The 17,221-nt window shown below is 68.6% G+C and carries 15 protein-coding genes; 4 read left to right on the forward strand and 11 right to left on the reverse strand.

Going from position 1 to position 17,221, the window contains the following annotated elements; translation table 11 throughout:
- Nucleotides 1-70 precede the first annotated feature (70 nt).
- The gene (locus tag ACTU3I_RS00215) at nucleotides 71-970 is read left to right on the forward strand and encodes an ABC transporter substrate-binding protein (protein WP_442923578.1); all 900 of its coding nucleotides are present in this window, start codon (nucleotides 71-73) and stop codon (nucleotides 968-970) included.
- Between the two features lie 62 nt (nucleotides 971-1,032).
- Here ACTU3I_RS00215 and ACTU3I_RS00220 read toward each other — a convergent pair whose 3' ends face one another.
- Nucleotides 1,033-2,100: a helix-turn-helix domain-containing protein gene (locus tag ACTU3I_RS00220; RefSeq protein ID WP_442923579.1), complete on the reverse strand. Its 1,068-nt coding sequence runs from the start codon at nucleotides 2,098-2,100 to the stop codon at nucleotides 1,033-1,035.
- 320 nt (nucleotides 2,101-2,420) lie between these two features.
- Between ACTU3I_RS00220 and ACTU3I_RS00225 the strand changes: the two genes are divergently transcribed.
- Together ACTU3I_RS00225 and ACTU3I_RS00230 are read left to right on the forward strand one after the other, a co-directional pair.
- Nucleotides 2,421-3,623 (forward strand): FAD-dependent monooxygenase, encoded by a 1,203-nt coding sequence (locus ACTU3I_RS00225; protein WP_442923580.1) that lies wholly within the window; start codon nucleotides 2,421-2,423, stop codon nucleotides 3,621-3,623.
- Nucleotides 3,620-4,504 (forward strand): fumarylacetoacetate hydrolase family protein, encoded by an 885-nt coding sequence (locus ACTU3I_RS00230; protein WP_442923581.1) that lies wholly within the window; start codon nucleotides 3,620-3,622, stop codon nucleotides 4,502-4,504. The genes ACTU3I_RS00225 and ACTU3I_RS00230 overlap by 4 nt, the downstream gene beginning before the upstream one ends.
- A 73-nt stretch (nucleotides 4,505-4,577) precedes the next feature.
- Here the strand turns inward: ACTU3I_RS00230 and ACTU3I_RS00235 are convergent, their stop codons facing one another.
- The 7 genes from ACTU3I_RS00235 to ACTU3I_RS00265 form a co-directional block, all read right to left on the reverse strand.
- Complete coding sequence (locus ACTU3I_RS00235) at nucleotides 4,578-5,336, reverse strand: SDR family NAD(P)-dependent oxidoreductase (RefSeq protein ID WP_442923583.1); 759 nt, start codon at nucleotides 5,334-5,336, stop codon at nucleotides 4,578-4,580.
- Between the two features lie 54 nt (nucleotides 5,337-5,390).
- Entirely contained in the window at nucleotides 5,391-6,368 is a 978-nt protein-coding gene (locus tag ACTU3I_RS00240) for an ABC transporter substrate-binding protein (protein WP_442923584.1), read from the reverse strand.
- Between the two features lie 46 nt (nucleotides 6,369-6,414).
- Nucleotides 6,415-7,194 carry an ABC transporter ATP-binding protein gene (locus ACTU3I_RS00245; protein ID WP_442923585.1) on the reverse strand — a complete coding sequence of 260 codons (780 nt, stop codon included), beginning with the start codon at nucleotides 7,192-7,194 and terminating at the stop codon, nucleotides 6,415-6,417.
- A complete protein-coding gene (locus ACTU3I_RS00250; RefSeq protein ID WP_442923586.1) occupies nucleotides 7,187-7,993 on the reverse strand; it encodes an ABC transporter permease in 807 nt (268 codons plus the stop codon). The genes ACTU3I_RS00245 and ACTU3I_RS00250 overlap by 8 nt, the downstream gene beginning before the upstream one ends.
- Complete coding sequence (locus ACTU3I_RS00255; RefSeq protein WP_442923587.1) at nucleotides 7,990-8,811, reverse strand: ABC transporter permease; 822 nt, start codon at nucleotides 8,809-8,811, stop codon at nucleotides 7,990-7,992. The genes ACTU3I_RS00250 and ACTU3I_RS00255 overlap by 4 nt, the downstream gene beginning before the upstream one ends.
- Nucleotides 8,812-8,939: 128 nt before the next feature.
- The gene (locus tag ACTU3I_RS00260) at nucleotides 8,940-9,515 is read right to left on the reverse strand and encodes a maleylpyruvate isomerase N-terminal domain-containing protein (protein ID WP_442923588.1); all 576 of its coding nucleotides are present in this window, start codon (nucleotides 9,513-9,515) and stop codon (nucleotides 8,940-8,942) included.
- A 5-nt stretch (nucleotides 9,516-9,520) separates the two neighbouring features.
- Entirely contained in the window at nucleotides 9,521-10,600 is a 1,080-nt protein-coding gene (locus ACTU3I_RS00265) for a cupin domain-containing protein (RefSeq protein WP_442923589.1), read from the reverse strand.
- 164 nt (nucleotides 10,601-10,764) lie between these two features.
- Between ACTU3I_RS00265 and ACTU3I_RS00270 the strand changes: the two genes are divergently transcribed.
- Nucleotides 10,765-12,711 (forward strand): aconitate hydratase, encoded by a 1,947-nt coding sequence (locus ACTU3I_RS00270; RefSeq protein ID WP_442923590.1) that lies wholly within the window; start codon nucleotides 10,765-10,767, stop codon nucleotides 12,709-12,711.
- A 70-nt stretch (nucleotides 12,712-12,781) separates the two neighbouring features.
- Here ACTU3I_RS00270 and ACTU3I_RS00275 read toward each other — a convergent pair whose 3' ends face one another.
- From ACTU3I_RS00275 to ACTU3I_RS00285, 3 genes are read right to left on the reverse strand one after another with little or no spacing between them, the layout of a single operon-like run.
- Entirely contained in the window at nucleotides 12,782-13,075 is a 294-nt protein-coding gene (locus ACTU3I_RS00275; RefSeq protein WP_442923591.1) for a hypothetical protein, read from the reverse strand.
- Nucleotides 13,076-13,080: 5 nt separating this feature from the next.
- Nucleotides 13,081-15,039, reverse strand: a complete 1,959-nt coding sequence (locus tag ACTU3I_RS00280) for a hydantoinase B/oxoprolinase family protein (RefSeq protein WP_442923593.1) — start codon at nucleotides 15,037-15,039, stop codon at nucleotides 13,081-13,083.
- Nucleotides 15,039-17,156: a hydantoinase/oxoprolinase family protein gene (locus ACTU3I_RS00285; protein WP_442923594.1), complete on the reverse strand. Its 2,118-nt coding sequence runs from the start codon at nucleotides 17,154-17,156 to the stop codon at nucleotides 15,039-15,041. The genes ACTU3I_RS00280 and ACTU3I_RS00285 overlap by 1 nt, the downstream gene beginning before the upstream one ends.
- Between the last annotated feature and the right edge of the window lie 65 nt (nucleotides 17,157-17,221).

Raw genomic sequence — 17,221 nt, forward strand, 5'->3', positions numbered from 1 at the left:
TCGAGATTCTTCTAATCTTCAAGTGGAGCGCCGCTCCCACGCAGCACCTCACCCGAAGCGAGGAACAGACATGCACCGCACCATCCGTCCGCGCACCACCGTTACCGCTGCCTTGGCGATCGTCTTCGCGACCGCGCTCACCGCGTGCTCGACGACCCCTGCCTCCGACACCTCCAGCTCGACCCCCGCGACCGGCTCGGGCACCGATGCCGCCGCGCTCCTCCCCGACGACGTCAAAGAGCGCGGTTACATCACCGTCGTCACCGACCTCACCTACCCGCCGTTCGGGTTGCTGGATGAGGACGGCACCACCCCGATCGGCATCGACATCGACACCGCCGCCGCCTTGGAGGAGGTGCTGGGAGTCGAGGTGCGCGTGGAGAACATCAGCTTCGACGCCTTCATCCCCGGACTGTCCGCCAACCGCTACGACGCCGGTTTCAACGCGATCTCCGACCTGCCCGAGCGCCGCGAGGTCGTCGACTTCATCGACTTCAACCACTACGGGGGACTCTTCCTCACCCCGCCCGACACCGAGATCGAGGTGAGCGAGGCGATCGACGTCTGCGGATACACCGTCGGCGCCTCCAAGGGCAGCGACACCGTCATCTATCTGGAGGACCTGCAGAAGGAGTGCGAGGAGGCCGGGCGGGAGCCCGTCGAGATCTCGGTGTACGGCAACCAGGCCGACGCCCTCGTGGCCATGGAGAGCGGGCGCGTGGACGCGGTGCTCGGCGGCAGCACCGCGGGGTATCTCGCTGAGAACTCCGGCGGCGCCTACGTCGTCAACGGACCGCTCTTGCCCCCCTTCGACATCGGCGGCATGGCCCTGCCCAAGGACTCGCCGCTCACGCCCGCGCTGCTGGCCGGCATCACCGAGCTCTACGAGAACGGCACCCTCGCCGAGATCTACGCGCAGTACGGGATCGCGGAGGACTTCCTCATCGAGCCGGTCGTCAACGGCGGCTGACCTCCCCGGGATGCAGAAGCGGCGGTGGCCCCGGTGGCCACCGCCGCTTCTGCATCCCCGTGTCAGGAGAGTCGACGGCCCACCTCGACGGTCGGGTCATCCAGCAGGAGCCGCCCGATGCCTCCGAGGAGCAGAAGGATGCGGTCGCGATCGAGAGCGTGCAGAACGCTGTGGGCGTCGCGCGTGCTGGTGACCAGGCCCGAGGAACGGAGCATGGCCGTGTGATAGTGCACCGTCGCCTGGGTGAGCTTGAGCGCCTTCGCCAGGGTCTGGCCACTCGCCGGCTCACGGCCGATGTGCTGCAGGATGGCCACGCGCTGCTCGCTGCTGAGCGCACGCGCGATGGCCGCGACGTCATCGGCGGACAACTCCCCCGATCGCTCGGGGGGCCGACCGAAAGCCACCGTGATGCGGCCGTCGGGGAGGAGCCGGGTGATGACGAGCGGGCCGAGCGAGTCGGTGGGGATCAGCACCAGCGGCTGGGACTCATCACGCAGGGTCCAGCCACCCGTCAGCGCCAGCAGCGCCCGCTCCCGGCCCTCGGCGACCAGCAGGTCTGTCGTGGCGCCGGCGCGATCGGCGAGTGCGCGGGCGATGGCGTCCTCGTCGAGGGCATCCGCCTGTTGCGTCAGCAGCTGTGCGAGTTCGTGTTTCACCCGGGCGGGATCCTCTAGGAGGTACTCGACGTCGGGTCGCGCGTAGGCGTTGCGTCGCGCGATCTTCTTTGCTGCGGCGAGGCGCGCCTCGGGATCGCGGAGGGCCTCGTCGACCAGCGTCGCGGTGGTTCGTCGATCGACTTCCTCGAGCGTCGTCGAAGCCAGGAGCGCCGCCACCAGCTCCTCCGGGGCGAGCGCCCTCACCCCCGCGGCCAGATCCGCTGCCGTCCACCATCCGCGCGACAGGGCGAGGGAGTTCAGGCTCATCCCGACGGAGAAGTCGGCGCCGAAGTAGCGCTGGAGGACGGGGCGCAACGCGTCGTCCTCCGCATCGTCGGCGAGTTTTCGAGGAAGCTGCTCGAAGTCGCCGCTGGAGACGTGCGTGGCGACGTAGAGCCGGCAGACGAGCTCGACGGCGCTGCTGGTGACGACCTCGGTCGTGGAGTCGACGGTCGACGTCGGTGTCGTGCTCATTCGGCTCCTCAACCACCTGCAAGATCAGAGAGATATGAAATCAAGACACTGAACTATAGCGGCTCCCCTCTCCTCGCGGGCGCCTCCGCCTCGCACCGCTCGCACCTCCCCGCCCGGACGGTCGGCGTGCGCGGGCGGGGCGGGGGCGATCTCCGCCCTCAGTACGAATGCGGAACACTCGAACGAGTTCGCCTTTTCTTTGTCTTGATAGCGCCCTCGGTGATATTCTCCGTATACGGAGAAGTTATCTTCTGCGCGACGCCACCCCGCCGTGCCGCTGAGACTCGCCGTCGCTCCGCCCGCAGGAAAGGTTCTCGTAGATGACGTCCCCACACCCGACCCATGCTCTCGTGGTGGGCGCAGGCATCGGCGGCCTCGCCGCCGCGCTCGCCCTCGCTCGCAAAGGGGTCGACTCCGTCGTCCTCGAGCAGGCCGAGGAGCTTCGCGAGATCGGCGCCGGGATCCAGCTCGCGCCGAACGCTCTGCGGGTCCTCGACCGCCTCGGCGTGCTGGACGAAGTGCTCGCCACCTCCGTCCACCCTGCGCGCGCCGTCATGCGAAGCGCGGTCACGGGTGACGAGATCGTCGCCATCGACTTCGACGAGACGTTCCGCCTCGCGTTCGGCTATCCCTACGTCGTCACGCACCGTTCCGATCTGCACGCGGCCCTGCTCGATGCGTGCCGGGCCGAACCGTCCGTCTCGATCCATACGGGCCACCGGGTCGTCGGCGTGGAGGAGCACGGCGACGGTGCCCGTGTGACGACGGAGACGGGAGCCGCCTTCAGCGCCCGTCTGGTCATCGGTGCCGACGGCCTGCACTCGGCCGTTCGTCGATTCGTCCTCGACGCCTCACCGCCCGTCTGCGCGGGCGATGTCGCCTACCGCGGCACGGTGCCGCGCCCGAGCGAGGGCCCGGATGCGGTCGACTTGACGTGGTGGGTGGGGCCGCGGATGCACTTGATCCAGTACCCGGTCCGCAACGGAAAGGTACTGAATCAGGTCGCGGTCTTCACCAGCACCGCGTACCCGGGCACGACCGCCGAGGACGAGTGGGGTGGACCGGAGGAACTCGACGAGAGCTTCGGCGACAAGTTCGCGGCCGTCCGCGAGGGGGCGGCGCTGATCGACCGGTCGCGCCACTGGAAGCTCTACGACCGGGATCCCGATGACGCGTGGACGAGGGGAGCGGTGACCCTCCTCGGCGACGCCGCTCACCCGATGCTGCAGTACCTTGCTCAGGGCGGGTGCCAAGCACTCGAGGATGCCCTGGTACTGGCCGAGTGCGTCGCGGAGCGTCCTGGCGACATCACCGGGGCTCTCGGCCGCTACCAGGACGAGCGCCTCCCCCGCACCGCACGCGTGCAGCGCTCCGCACGTGCCATGGGCGACATCGTGCACGGAGACGGTGTCACGTCGGCATTGCGCGACGAACTCCTGGGACAGCTTTCGCCCAGCGACTTCCGATACGTGGACTGGCTCTACAGCTACGACTATCCCCGACCGAACGGAGTCGGCCGATGAAACTGGCCACCTTCGACGACGACCGCGTCGGGATCGTCGTGGGCGACGACGGAATCGTCGACATCACCGACCGCATCGGCGGTTCGGCAACCGACGGCTGGTCGCGGATGCGTCGCCTCATCACCGAGTGGAACGGAAGCGACGAGGCATCCCTCGCGGAAGGCGCGCCTCTTCTTTCCCTGTCGGCGGTGACGCTCCGCGCACCCGTCCCCGACCCGAGCAAGATCCTCGCCGCGCCGGTGAACTACCGCGATCACCAGAGCGAGATGCAGCAGCAGTGGCACGTCAGCGGTCTGGGATTCTTCCTGAAGGCGCCGTCCTCGATCGCTGATCCTGGCAGCACCGTCTTCCTCCCGTACCACGACCGCCGCTTCGATCAGGAGGGCGAGCTCGGATGCGTCATCGGCCGGCGCGCGCATCGCGTGTCGCCGGAGGACGCCCTGAGCCACGTGTTCGGGTTCACCGGCGCATTGGACATCACGATGCGCGGCGGTGAGGATCGCTCGACGCGCAAGTCGTTCCAGACCTTCACTCCGCTCGGTCCGTGGATCGTCACCGCGGACGAGTTCGGCTCGCCGGACGATGTGGACCTGCGGTGCTGGGTGTCGGGCGATCTTCGACAGGAGGCCAATACCCGAGACCTCATCTGGGGCGTGGCTCGGCTGGTCTCCTATGCGTCCTGGATCTCCGCTCTTGAGCCCGGAGACATCTTGATCACCGGGACTCCCGCGGGTGTCGGCCCGCTCGCGGACGGCGACACCGTCCGTCTGGAGCTCGCACGCCTGGGCGCGCCCCTCGAGGTGACGGTGAGCGACAGCGGCGCCGTCGCCTCGCACACCGACGGCAAGGACCGCGGTCCCGTCCCGCCGCCGCCGCGCTGACGACTCCCGACGCGCGCATCGGGCCCGCCCTCTTCCGAGGTGGCGGGCCCGATGCGTACGTCCGACGCGATGATCAGCGGTGCATGAGACCGCCGTTGACGCTGATCGTCTGTCCCGTGACGTACGCGCTGGAATCCGACAACAGGTACACCGCAAGGCCGGCCATGTCCTCGGGCCCGGCGGTGCGCTTGATCGCCTGAAGGTTGAGCATCGCGTTCTTCTGCGCCTCCGTCACTGTCGCGCGCGATACCTCTGTGTACACCGGCCCCGGCGAAAGCGTATTCACCCGGATGCCGAACTCCCCCAGCTCGTGCGACAGCCCGAACGTCATCCCCTGGATGCCGGCCTTTCCGGTGGTGTAGTGCAGATACCCGGTGCGGCCGAACTGGGCCGCGTCCGAACCCACGTTGACGATGCTCGCGTTCCCCGACGCCTTCAGCAGCGGCAGCACCGCCTTGATCAGCAGCCACGGCCCGCGCAGGTTCACCGCCATCAGCTGGTCCCACTCCGCGACGGAGATCTCCCACGACGGCTTCATCTCGATGGTCGAGAAGATCGCCGCGTTGTTGATCAGACCGTCCAGACGCCCGTAGCGCTCTCCGACGAAGTCGGCGAGCTCCCCGCATCCGGACTCCGAGGCGATGTCGAAGGCGAACGCGACAGCCTCCCCCGGGCCCTCGGCCGCCTCCGCGGTGGTCCGGGCACCCGCGAGGTTGCGGTCGGCCACGACGACGGACGCCCCCTCGCGGACCAGCCGCCGCACGTACGCGGCACCGATCCCCTGGGCACCGCCGGTGACCACGATCACTTTGTCCTGCAACACCTCTGTCATTTCCTGCCCTTTCTCAAAAGTGCCGTCGCTGAAGGCTCCGTCGCGCCGGAGTCGCTACTTGCCATATCCCCCGTCGAAGGAGGTGGTGTCGACCTCGCCTGCGAGCAGGCCGAACTCGATGGCGGGCTTCATCCAGACGTCGAAGTCAGCCTGCGACATCTCCGAGCTGAGCATCGGGAGCTCGAACTCGGCTGCGACATCGGCGTTCACACCGAGATGATCCACCACCGCGGCTCGGATCGCATCCGGATTCTCCGCCACGTAGTCGTCGACCATGCGCATGGCTGCGCGCCAGGCATCGGCCTCCGCCTCGTGCTCCTCCAGCCACTTGGAGCTGACCGTCCAGCAGCTGAAGGTGGGCTGATCGCCCACCGCGGCGATGGGATCCCGTTCGAGCACGGGGAACTGCGAGTCGCGCATGATGGTGTTGAAGGGCTCGACGGCGAGGGCGGCGTCGATCTGTCCGGAGGTGAGGGCCGACGCCTGGTCGGGGAATCCGACGGCGACGAAGTCGATCTTCGTGGGGTCCGCACCGTTTCGCGCGGCCCAGTTGCTGACGACGAGCTGCGCGACGTTGCCCAGGGTGTTGATGCCGACCGTCTTCCCCTCGAGGTCAGCCGCCGAGGCGATGCTGCCTTCTGCCCCGGGGGCGAGAATCAGGCTCTGCGACGAGGTGCCCTTGAAGATGCCCGCGATGCACTTCAGGTCGAGTCCCTGCTCCTTCGCCTGCAGGTTCGACAGGAGATTCGAGCTGCCGATCTGCATCGAGTTCGATTCCAGCGCCGGCACGAGTGCCGATCCGCCGGCGAGCGGCTGGATGGTGACATCGAGCCCCACATCGTCGAAGAACCCCTGCTCCATCGCGATGAAGGGTGCCGTGACGTCGGCGGCCGGGGTCGCGCCCACGACGATCGCCTGGAGGGCCCCGCCCTCCTCCGGCGGCGTGGGCGCGGAGCACGAGCCGAGCGTGGCGGCCGCGGCCAGGACTGCCAGGGCAGCCGCGCCGCGGACGGCGGTTGTTGACGTCCTCATGATGTGATGTCCTCTCGGTGAAGTCGCGGTGTGGGGTCGGTCGGGATCACGGCTGTGAGATCCCGCTCGCGCCCACACCTTCGATGAGCCCGTACACGTGCGTGCGCAGCTCTTGGAACCGGGGGAGGGCCTTCGTCGCGAGGGGATCACGCGGCCGGGGAAGGTCCACGACGATCTCCTCCCGCAACGTGCTCGGCCGGGGCGAGAGCACGAAGAGGCGATCGGCGAGGTACACGGCCTCCTCGATGTCGTGCGTGACGAAGACGCACGTGAAGGGGGTCTCGTGCCAGATCTTCAGCAGAAGCTGTTCGAGGTGCACCTTGGTGAGCGCGTCCACCGAGGCGAACGGCTCGTCCATGATGACCAGCCCCGCCTCGGCCGCGATGGCGCGGGCGATGGTCGCACGTTGCTGCATCCCGCCCGAGACCTCCCACGGATGCAGATCGGCCGCGTCCGCCAGACCGACTCGGTCCAGCGCCTCCCGCGCCCGCGCCCGAGCCTGACCGCGGCTCACGCCGCGGAGGCCGAACGTGACATTGCGCTCGAGCGTCAACCACGGGTAGAGGCTGCGGTTGTAGTCCTGGAACACGACCGCGACGTCGCGGGGGACGCTGCGGACCGGCGTGCCGCCGACCTCGACGACTCCCGAGGTCACCGGTGTCAGACCCGACAGGCATCTCAGCAGCGTCGTCTTGCCGGCGCCGGACGGACCCAGGACGACGCTGAACTCGCCGGCGCGGATGCTGAGATCCAGTCCGCCGATGACGTCGCGATCGGGAAACGACTTGACCAGTCCGGCGGTGCGGAGGGTGACAGGTTCAGGCATGGTTCTTCTTCCGGAATGCGGGATGCCAGCGGAGGAGGCGACGCTCGACTGCCACGAACGCGGTGTCGAGGACCCAGCCCAGAAGTGCGAGCAGGATCACCGCCGCGTAGGTGGTCGGCACGTCGAACGTCTGTTGCGCGTAGCTCATGAGGAAGCCCAGCCCGTCCGTGGAGGCGAGCACCTCTGCCACGACCATGACGATGACCGACACGCTCAGGGCGATTCGCAGGCCCGCGAGGATCGAAGGAAGGCTGGCGGGGAGGATGACGCGCAGCAGCAGGGTCGTCCGCGGCACGTGCGCCACCCTCGCCACATCGCGGTAGAGCGGTTCGACCCGCCGTGCGCCGTCGAACGTGTTCAGCAGCACGGGCCAGAATGCGCCGAAGACGATGACCGAGACGACCAGTTGCGGCCCCAATCCCAGGACCACCATGGCCACGGGGATGATCAGCGCCGGCGGGATCGAGCGGAAGAACGAGATGGTGGGATGCACCCAGGGATCGAGCGCCGGGAGGCTTCCGAGCACCAGACCCACGACGACACCCGCGACCCCGGCGACGGCGAAGCCCAGGAGCACCCGTGCGATCGACGGCAGGACGTCAGCCGTCAGGGACGGCCCGGTGACGATGTCGAAGAAGGCCGAGACGCTGGTTGAGAAGCTCGCGACGGATGCCGCCGGTGCGGCGGTGGCGGCGACCTGCCAAATGAGGAGCAGGATCAGGAGGACGATCCAGCCGAGCGACGAGCGAAGGACACCCAGCGCTCCTCGGCGAGCCGGAGAGACGATCGCCGCGCTCATCCGTGCGACCTCCGGTTCTCCGGGCTCCACCTGAGAGCACGACGTTGCGCGAGACCGACGATGCCGACGATGCTCACTCCGAGCAGCCCGCCCATGAGGATCCCGGCGTAGGCCGACGCGATATTGCCGGTGGCGCGGGATTGCACGATGTCGCCGCCGAGGCCGGAGGCGCCCACGATCAACTCCACCGACACCGTGACCACCAAGCCGATGCCCGCGGCGATCCGGACGCCAGTCACGATCGCGGGCAGCACGGCGGGAAGTTCCACACGGAAGAATCGCCCGATGCGTCCGTAGCCGAGCATGCGGGCGGTCTCCACGTACTCGACGGGCATTTCTCGAAACGCGTACATCGTGTTGAACAGGACCGGCCAGATGCATCCGAAGGCCACGAGCGACAGCACCATCGACGGCCCGAGGCCGAGCGCGAGGATGGCCACGGGGACCAGCGCCACGGGAGGCACCGGCCGAAGGAAGCCGAAGACGACTCCCGATCCGGCGGAGAACCATGTCGAGGCGCCCGTCAGCGCCCCCAGCGCCGCGCCCAGCACGACGGCGACCGCGAGGCCTCCCAGCCAGGCGAACAGCGTCGGCGGCAGGACACGCAGCCAGGAGCCGTCGACGAAGCCGAGGAAGAACTCCCCCACCATGGCCGCGATCGACGGCGCCGCGATGACGGGGAGGACACCGGTGGCCCTCCCGAGCTCCCACAGCAGCGCCACGACGACGAAGCCGGTGGCGCCCTTGGCGACGACCCACGCTCCTCGTCTCCGGGGGCGGGCCTTGGCTCGCCGCAAGCGGACTTCGGTTACCGGCACGAGCGCGCGCCTCGCGGAGTGCGTGGATAGTTCGTATGACAACTGATCGCTCGACACCTTTGTCTCGCCTGCTCAATGGCGGGCATCACCATCTATTCCGTATACGGAAGACTAGCGGAAACGACGCGTCACGTCCAGAGCTCCGGATGGCGCGGGACCTCGCCCGCCGCGCCATCCGGGGACGCCCCGCGCCCGGCGATCGCGTCGGGAAGCTCCGAGGGCTCGGCTCCGCAGTCCAGCGCGAGCGCACCGTGCCACACCTGCCGGGCGCGAAGAAGGGGAGTTGCGGACACCGGCATCCGGGGGGCATACCCGCCGCCCACCTCCTGCTGCCACTCCGCGTCCGTCAGGTCACGCCACTCGACGCTCAAGTGGACCGCCGCATGGTCGGAGAGCGTACGGAGAGCCTCGACGGGAAGGGTCGCGGTGAAGGCGATCTCCGCGTCCCGCGCAGACCGGCTGACCCAGGCCTCCTCCCCCGCGCCGCGGCGCGCCCACTCCGTCAGTTTCGTCAGAGCCCTGGCCGAGAGGCCGACGAACGCCACGACGTCGGCCCGCGTCCACCCCTCGACGAGCGAGGGCGCAGAGAAGTCCGCGTCACGCAGATTACGGACGTGGCGGGCGAAATACGCCTGTCCGCGTCGCGCAGTCAGCAGATCCCGCTGAATGGCGGGCGTGGTCACCAGGTCCGCGCGTGCGCTCACGCCCGTCAGCCCCTTCGTTCCCCGGGGACGTGCGTGCGGTCGAACCGCAGGCGCTCGACGATGGGGCCGTCGTCGAAGCGGAAGAGATCGAAACCGGTGTCGGCGTGCAGCGACCACGGCACCCAGCTGGGCACGACGAACAGGTCGCCCGTGGAGATCCGATGCTCCTCGTTCCCCAGGACCACGGTCCCCTGACCTTCGAACACCTGCCACACGGAGGACCCCACCTCGTGCCGGGGACGAGTGGACGCGCCGGGCCGGAACCGGTGGAATTCGCACCGTAGCGTGGGCATCACGTCGCCGCCCGTCGTCGGATTGACGTAACGGATCGCGGCGTGACCCTGCCCGACGGTCGCCGGATATCCGGCGTCTTCCAACGCCAGCTGCTCACGGAGGGCGGCGTCGGTGGCTTCCCAGCGGTAAGCCATGAGCGGAGAGCTGGCCCGGTCGTCGAGCTCGGAGAGCGGCCTCAGCCCGGGATATGCCCAGAGCCGCTCGTTGCGCGAGACGGAGGGGGATGCCTCGTCGGTGACCCGCTCCGACCCGAACTCGAAGAACCCGACATCGGTGTAGTGAGCGAACGGCAGGTCGAGACCGTCGATCCATGCCATCGGCTGATCGGTGTCGTTGTGGTGACCGTGGAAATGCCATCCGGGAGTGAGCAGCAGATCGCCCCGCCGCATCGCGACCGGGTCGCCGTCCACGACGGTCCAGACACCCTCGCCCTCGACGACGAAGCGGAAGGCGTTCGGGCTGTGCCGATGCTCCGGCGCGGTCTCGTGCCCGGCCAGATACTGGATCGCGCACCAGAGCGTCGGGGTGGCGTACGGCGTTCCGGGCAGTCCGGGGTTGGCGAGCGCGATCGCGCGGCGTTCCCCCCCTCGCCCCACGGGAACGAGCTCCCCCGAGCGCTCGGCCAGGGCGAACAGCTCCGACCACCGCCACACGAACGGTACCGCCCTCGGGCTGGGGACGAAGGGCAGCAGATCGTCCCGCTGGGTCCACAACGGCGAGAGGTTGTACGACTCGAAGTCCGCGTACAGCTGCGCGAGTTCTCGGTCGCCTGCAGGGTCTGTCGCCGTCATGTCCAGCTCCAATCGAGGAACGGAGATAATCCGTACACCTACTATATGGCGCGGATCGACGAGGCGACAGGCCTTTCCATCAGAGCCGCATCGCGATCACCCCAGACACTGCGCGGGCGCGCGTATACTCCGTACACGGTCAGATGCTCAACGAAGGAGCGAGAGTGGGACAGAACCTGACGACGAAGATCCTCGAGGGTCACCTGAGATCGGGCCGGCCTGCAGCGGGCGACGATGTCACGGTGAAGGTCGATCAGGTCCTCATCGAAGACGCGACGGGGACGATGTGCGCCATGCAGTTCGAGATGCTCGAGGTCGAGACGATCGGGGTCGATCTCGCCGTGGTCTATATCGATCACAACGTGCTGCAGATCGACGACAAGAACATGCAGGACCACCGGTACCTCCAGACGTTCTGCCAGCGGTACGGCCTGCACTACTCCCCCGCCGGGCACGGCATCTCCCACTACATCCACCTCGAGCGCTTCGGCGTCCCCGGGGCGCTCCTGGTGGGTGCCGACTCGCACACCTCGATGGGAGGAGCGCTGGGCATGTTCGCCATCGGCGCGGGTGGCCTGGAGGTCGCCGTCGCCATGGCCGGCTTCGGTTTCGACTTCGTGTGCCCCCGGGTGATCGGGGTGAACCTCGTCGGGCAGCTCACCGGCGCGGCCGAAGCGAAAGACGTCGTACTGGAGTTGCTGCGCCGCTACGGCGTGCGGGGCGGACGCGGCGCGGTCTTCGAGTTCTTCGGAGCGGGCGTGGAACATCTCCCCGTCGCTGCGCGGGGGACGATCTGCAACATGATCGTGGAGACGGGGGCGAGCACCGCCATCTTCCCCTCGGACGATCAGACGCTGCGGTGGCTCCGGCAACAGGGACGCGAGTCCGACTTCGTGGCGCTCTCCGCCGACTCCGACGCATCCTACGACGAGTCGATCACCATCGATCTGACCGCGGTCGAGCCCCTCATCGCGGTCCCCCACTCCCCGGGCGATGTCGTCGCGGTCCGAGAGTTGCCCGACACGGAGATCGTGCAGGTGTGCGTGGGCTCCTCGGTCAACAGCTCCTATGAGGATCTCGCCACCGTCGCGTCGATCCTGGACGGACGCAAGGTGCACGCGGGCGTGCAGCTGACGGTCACGCCCGGTTCCCGACAGATCCTCGACACCATCCTGGCGACGGGCGTGTACTCGACGCTGATGAAAGCCGGGGCGCGAATGCTCGAGCCGATCTGCGGGCCTTGCGTCGGCATCGGCCAAGCACCGATCAAGAAATCGGCCTCACTGCGGACGTTCAACCGGAACTTCCCCGGGCGAAGCGGCACCGCCGAGGACGCCGTCTTCCTGTGCTCGCCCTCGACGGCCGCGGCGAGCGCCATCGCTGGTCGCATCGTGGACGCCGGCGAGCTTGCGCCCCTTCGCGTGCCCGCTGCGCCGCCGCCCGATCTCGACATCCACCGCACGAACATCCTCCCGCCTCCGCGGGAGGCGGAGCGGGCCGCCGTGGTGATCGAGCGCGGGCAGAACCTCGTGCCGCCTGCCGCCCCGCAGCCGCTGCCGGCTACCGTGCGCGCCCGCGTCCTGGCCGTCGTCGGAGACGATATCTCCACGGGCGACATGGCGCCGGACGGCACCATCGCGATGTCGGTATGGTCGAACATCGCAGCCTGCGCTCCCTACATGTTCCAACGGGTCGACCCGCGGTTCTTCGAGCGGGCCCGCGAGTGGGGCGGGGGGATCATCGTCGGCGGCGAGAACTACGGCCAGGGGTCATCGCGAGAGCATGCGGCCCTGATCCCGGGGTATCTCGGCGTGCGGGCCATCGTGGCGTCCAGCTACGCGCGCATCCACCGACGCAACCTCCTCGCCGTCGGCATCGCCCCGCTGCTGCTGCCCGCCGGCGCGGCCACCGCCCAGGTGGGACAGGAGTGGGTTCTCGAGGAGCTGGCGGCGGCGGTGTCCGGCTCCGCGCACTCGGTGCGATGCCGGACGCCCGACGGCGAGATCGAACTCGGACTGGATCTGAGTCCCGCGGAGCGGGCCACGCTGACGGCGGGGGGACTGCTCGCGCAGGTACGCGGGGGTGGACGGCGTCGCGTCACAGCCGGCTGACGCGGCGAACGCCGGGACCGCCCCTGCCATGGCGGGGCGGCCCCGGCGTTCCCGTTCGTCGCGTCGTGCGTCAGGACATCCGCCAGCCGCGGTGGCTCGGCTCGTCTGCGGGCACCACCTCGGTCAGCAGCGCCGTGAGGCACCCCGGGCAGAAGGCCTGCCGGAGGACGATCGGGCGGTCGGTGAAGACGCTCGGGTCCACTCGCACCCCCGGACCGGCCTTCTGCGCCGGACTCTCGCGGCGCAGCGCGCCGCTGAACGGCTCGGCTGCAGAACCGACCCTGGTGCCGCAGTGGCGGCACACGACGCTCCCCGCGTCGTCCAGCGCCAGGTTGACGTCGATCTGCGTCACTGTCGTCTCCATCCTCGTCACACTCCCGCCCGTTCACTGCGGAGGCGGGCACGCGCCTTCTCGGTGGCGAGTTCGTCCACAGCGCCGCCCGCGTCGAGCACCACTCCGTAGACCGACTCCGCCGCGCTCACCGACACCGCGCCGGCGCTGACATCGACGGAGACACGGCGCGGCTCGCGACGGAGCGGATCGCCCAGGCCGCCCCCGCCCTGCCAATGCGTGAAGTACACGTCGACCGGGCCCATGTTGGTCTCGTGATGGTTCGGCATCAGCTCCTGCTCGCCACCGATCGCATCGAATGCCTGCGGGATGATGCCGCGCGTGAACGCCTCCTGCACGCTCGTACCGCGCATCAGCACGTCCCACTGAGTGCCGGCGGGGTAGCCGCCCGAGAGACCCTGCGCCTGCGGCAGTGCCTTCCCGGTGGCCGATACCACCAGATGCACGCCGCCGATCGGCGAGTCGTGCGGGACGAAGCAGCTGGACGCGCCGACTCCGCCCCGGAACTCGCCGGGTCCGCCCGAGTCGACCTCCTCGCGCCGCCAGAGATAGAGCATCGGAAAGCTGAACTCGTTGATCTCCACATCGGCTACGCGACCCATCGGGATGCAGTTCTGACCGCCCGTGTCCACGCCGTCGCCGTCGACCTTGGCGCCGAAACCGCCCGCCATCGAGTCGCAGATCATCGTGACGAATCCTCCGCCGCGCTGATCGACGCCGGCCAGGAGCGCGAGATCCCACGTGCCGCAGCACACGCTCATCGCGGATTGGCTGAGAACAGGATCGGTGTGCAGCATCGCCGCGACAGTCTCCGACGCTGCGTTCTGGGTCGCCCAGGCCGAACTGACCGAGGCCTTTCCGATCCCGGCGGGGAACGTGCAGTTGTTCAGCGTGCCCGGCTCGCTCACGATCTCGAGGCAACGGTAGATGCCGCCCGGCGCCCACGGGATGTCAGGACACAGCATCGTCAGCACGATCGGGAGGATGCCGCCGCGCAGCCCCGCCAGGGTGCAGTTGATGATCCCTTCGACCTGCGAATCCGTGCCGGTGAAGTCGAAGACGAGGTGGTCGTCGATCTTCTTCATCGTGAGGACGATCTTGTGGATCTCCCGGTCGCCGCCGCGTCCGCCGTCCTGATGCGCGATAGACGTCCATTCCCCGTCGGGAAGAGCGCGGAGCTTGTTGCGCAGTCGCGTCTCGGAATCGAGCATCATCCGCTTCATGACGGCTTTGACGGTGTCGGGGCCGTACTTGTCGATGAGAGCACCGATGCGGTCGCGTGCGACGTTGTTCGCGCCGATCTTCGCGCGCAGATCGAGGCCGACGAGCTTCGGGACGCGTGATCGACGCAGGTACATCTCCTCGACGTCGGTCCTCATTCGTCCGTCCTCGACGATCTTGACGGGCGGAGTGGGAAGCGACTCCCAGAACACGTCGAGACCATCGACCGACCAGCTGCCCGGCGAGACGCCGCCGAGGTCGACCTGATGCGCGACGGCGCCCGTCCAGCAGAACAGCTCGCCGTCGTGGAAGACCGGCGCAAGAACCGTCACGTCGTTCTGATGCAGGCCGCCGCCGACCCAGGGATCGTTGGAGAGGAACTGATCTCCCGGACGGATACCAGGGTTGTCCGCGCGGTTGGCGAGCGTCCACCTCGCCGCCATGTCCAAAGACGCCCCCAGCTGCGTGTTGTACAGGCCGAGCTGGACGGTCTCGCCCCGCTCGTCCATGATGGCGGCGCCGAAATCGTTGCAATCGGTGACGACCACTGATCCGGACATGCGCTTGATCGCATCGCCCATCTCCTCGGTGATCGCGACCAGACGATGACGGACCACCTCGTACGTCAGCGCGTCCACGCCGTCGATCTGTGCGTCGGTGACGTCGTGCAGGACGAGATCACCGAACGCCGACCCTTGCAGCGGTTCGGCTCCCTGTGCGAAATGCTCGGAGCCGGCGACGGGGATGAGCGGCATCAGAATTCCTCCTTGTCCAGCGCGTCCGCGAAGCGGATCGCGAGATTGCCGAGCCGGTCGACTGTCGCGACCCGTCCCGCCGGGAGCGCCACGGTCGTCGTGGGCGCCTCGATGATCGCCGGCCCTTCGATGCGGTGCCCGGCGGCGAGCACTCCGTAGTCGTAGATCGCTGCCGGCTCACGTCCACGCCTCGGGTCGAGGAACACATCGCGATGACCCGACGGCGAGGGATCCCCCTCCCCGCGAGCCAGTTCAGGCAGCTGCGGGCGGATCTTCAGGCCGCCGATCGCGCGCACGCGATACGTGATGAGCTGTGTGCCGGCATCGGGGAATCCGGCGCCTTCTCCGAAGAGCTGGTCGTACAGCCGTTCGAAGTCTTCGCCGATGCGCGTCACACCGGCCGTATCGATGGTGCCGCCGGCGACCGGAGTGGCGACCTCGGCCATCTGGGCCGTGAATCGCAGGTCGGCCTCGCGTTCGAAGGTCACCGACGAGAATTCCAGCCCCTGATCGGCCAAGCGGGCCTCGAGGTCCTGTTCCAGCCGAGCGAAGGTCTCTGAGGCGGTCTCCGGTTCCACCGGCATCGACGCGGGCTGGGACCGCTCGGCCGTGAGGACGATGTCGCTCGATGCCAGACCGTATGCCGAGAAGACGGCCGAGGTGGAGCCGATGGGAACGACGACCTCGCTGACTCCCAGTTCAGCCGAGTAGCTGGCGCAGTGCATGGGCCCGGCTCCGCCGAACGCGTACAACACGAAGTCCCGCGGGTCGTTTCCCGATTCGACCACGACCTTGCGTACGAGGTCTGCCGTCTGCGCGTTCTGGATCTCGTAGATCGCGGCGGCCGCCTCCTCGACGCTGAGACCGAGCGGCTCCGCGATATGGCGACGGATGGCCTCGGCCGCCTTCTCCACCGACAGGCGCTTGCGTCCGGCGAGGAAGTTCTCCGGGTTGATGATGCCGAGAATGAGATCGGCGTCCGTGACCGTGGGCTCCTGGCCGCCCTCGTCATAGCAGGCCGGTCCCGGCCGGGCGCCCGCGCTGCGCGGGCCGACACGGAGGTTCCCGCCCGCATCCAGCCACGCGATCGCCCCACCGCCGGCGCCGATCGTGTGCACGTCGACCATCGGGGTGCTGACCGTGAACTGATTGAGCGTCGTGCTGGTGGCCGTGACGGCCTTGCCGTCGACGATGAGGCCGACGAGGAAGGTAGTGCCTCCCATATCCGTCGAGATGATGTTGCGGTCGCCGCGGACGGCGGCCAGCCGGGAGCACCCGATCACGCCACCGGTGAGCACGGAACCGATCGTCGTGACGGCGGACGCCGGGGCATCCTCGGCCGTGATGCAGCCGCCGGATCCCTGCATGACGAGAAGCTTGCCCTCCAGGCCGCGGGCGCGAAGCTCGCCCTCAAGGGGCGTCAGGTAGCCGTCCAGCCGGGGGCCGACCTGCGTGTTCATGATCGTGGTCACGGCGCGCGAGTATTCGCGGATGCGCGGGCTCACCTCGCTGGAGAGCGCGACGAACAGGCCGGGGGCCTCCTCGGCGATGATCTCGCGCGTGCGCTGCTCGTGCATGTCGCTGCGGAACGACCAGAGGTAGGACACCGCGATCGCCTCGATGCCATCCGCGAGCAGCGCGCGGACGGCTGCGCGCACCTGGTCCTCGTTGAGGGCGACGATCTCCGCGCCCTTGTAGTCCGTCCGCTCATCGATCTCGTAGATGCGCTCGCGCGGCACCAGCGCGGCCGGCTTCGCGGTCCGCGCCATGTTCTGGATCTGGTCGGGTCCGAGTCCGGCGTAGCGGCCTTCGAGGTTCATGATGCGGATCGAGTCCGCGTGGCCCCGCGTGGTGAGGAACCCGACGCGGGCGACGTCGCCCGTGACGATCGCGTTGAGCGTCGACGTGGTGCCGTGGACGATGTAGTCGGTGTCGGCGAGCAGTTCCGCCGTGGAGAGCTCCAACTCGCTCGCGAGCTCGTCGATGGCGTTCAGGAACCCCTGAGCGAAGTTCGGCGGAGTGGACGGCGTCTTGGCCGCCGCGAGCCGGTGACGATCGTCGGCCACGAAGGCGTCCGTGAACGTCCCTCCGGTGTCGATTCCGATGACGAAAGACAAGAGTGCCTCCTTTGACACGGTGTCGGGTTGTTCTGCCGCTTCGCGGCGAGAGTCGTGAGGTGATC

The organism is Microbacterium sp. RD1 (genome assembly GCF_052220165.1).
Taxonomy (GTDB): Bacteria; Actinomycetota; Actinomycetes; order Actinomycetales; family Microbacteriaceae; genus Microbacterium.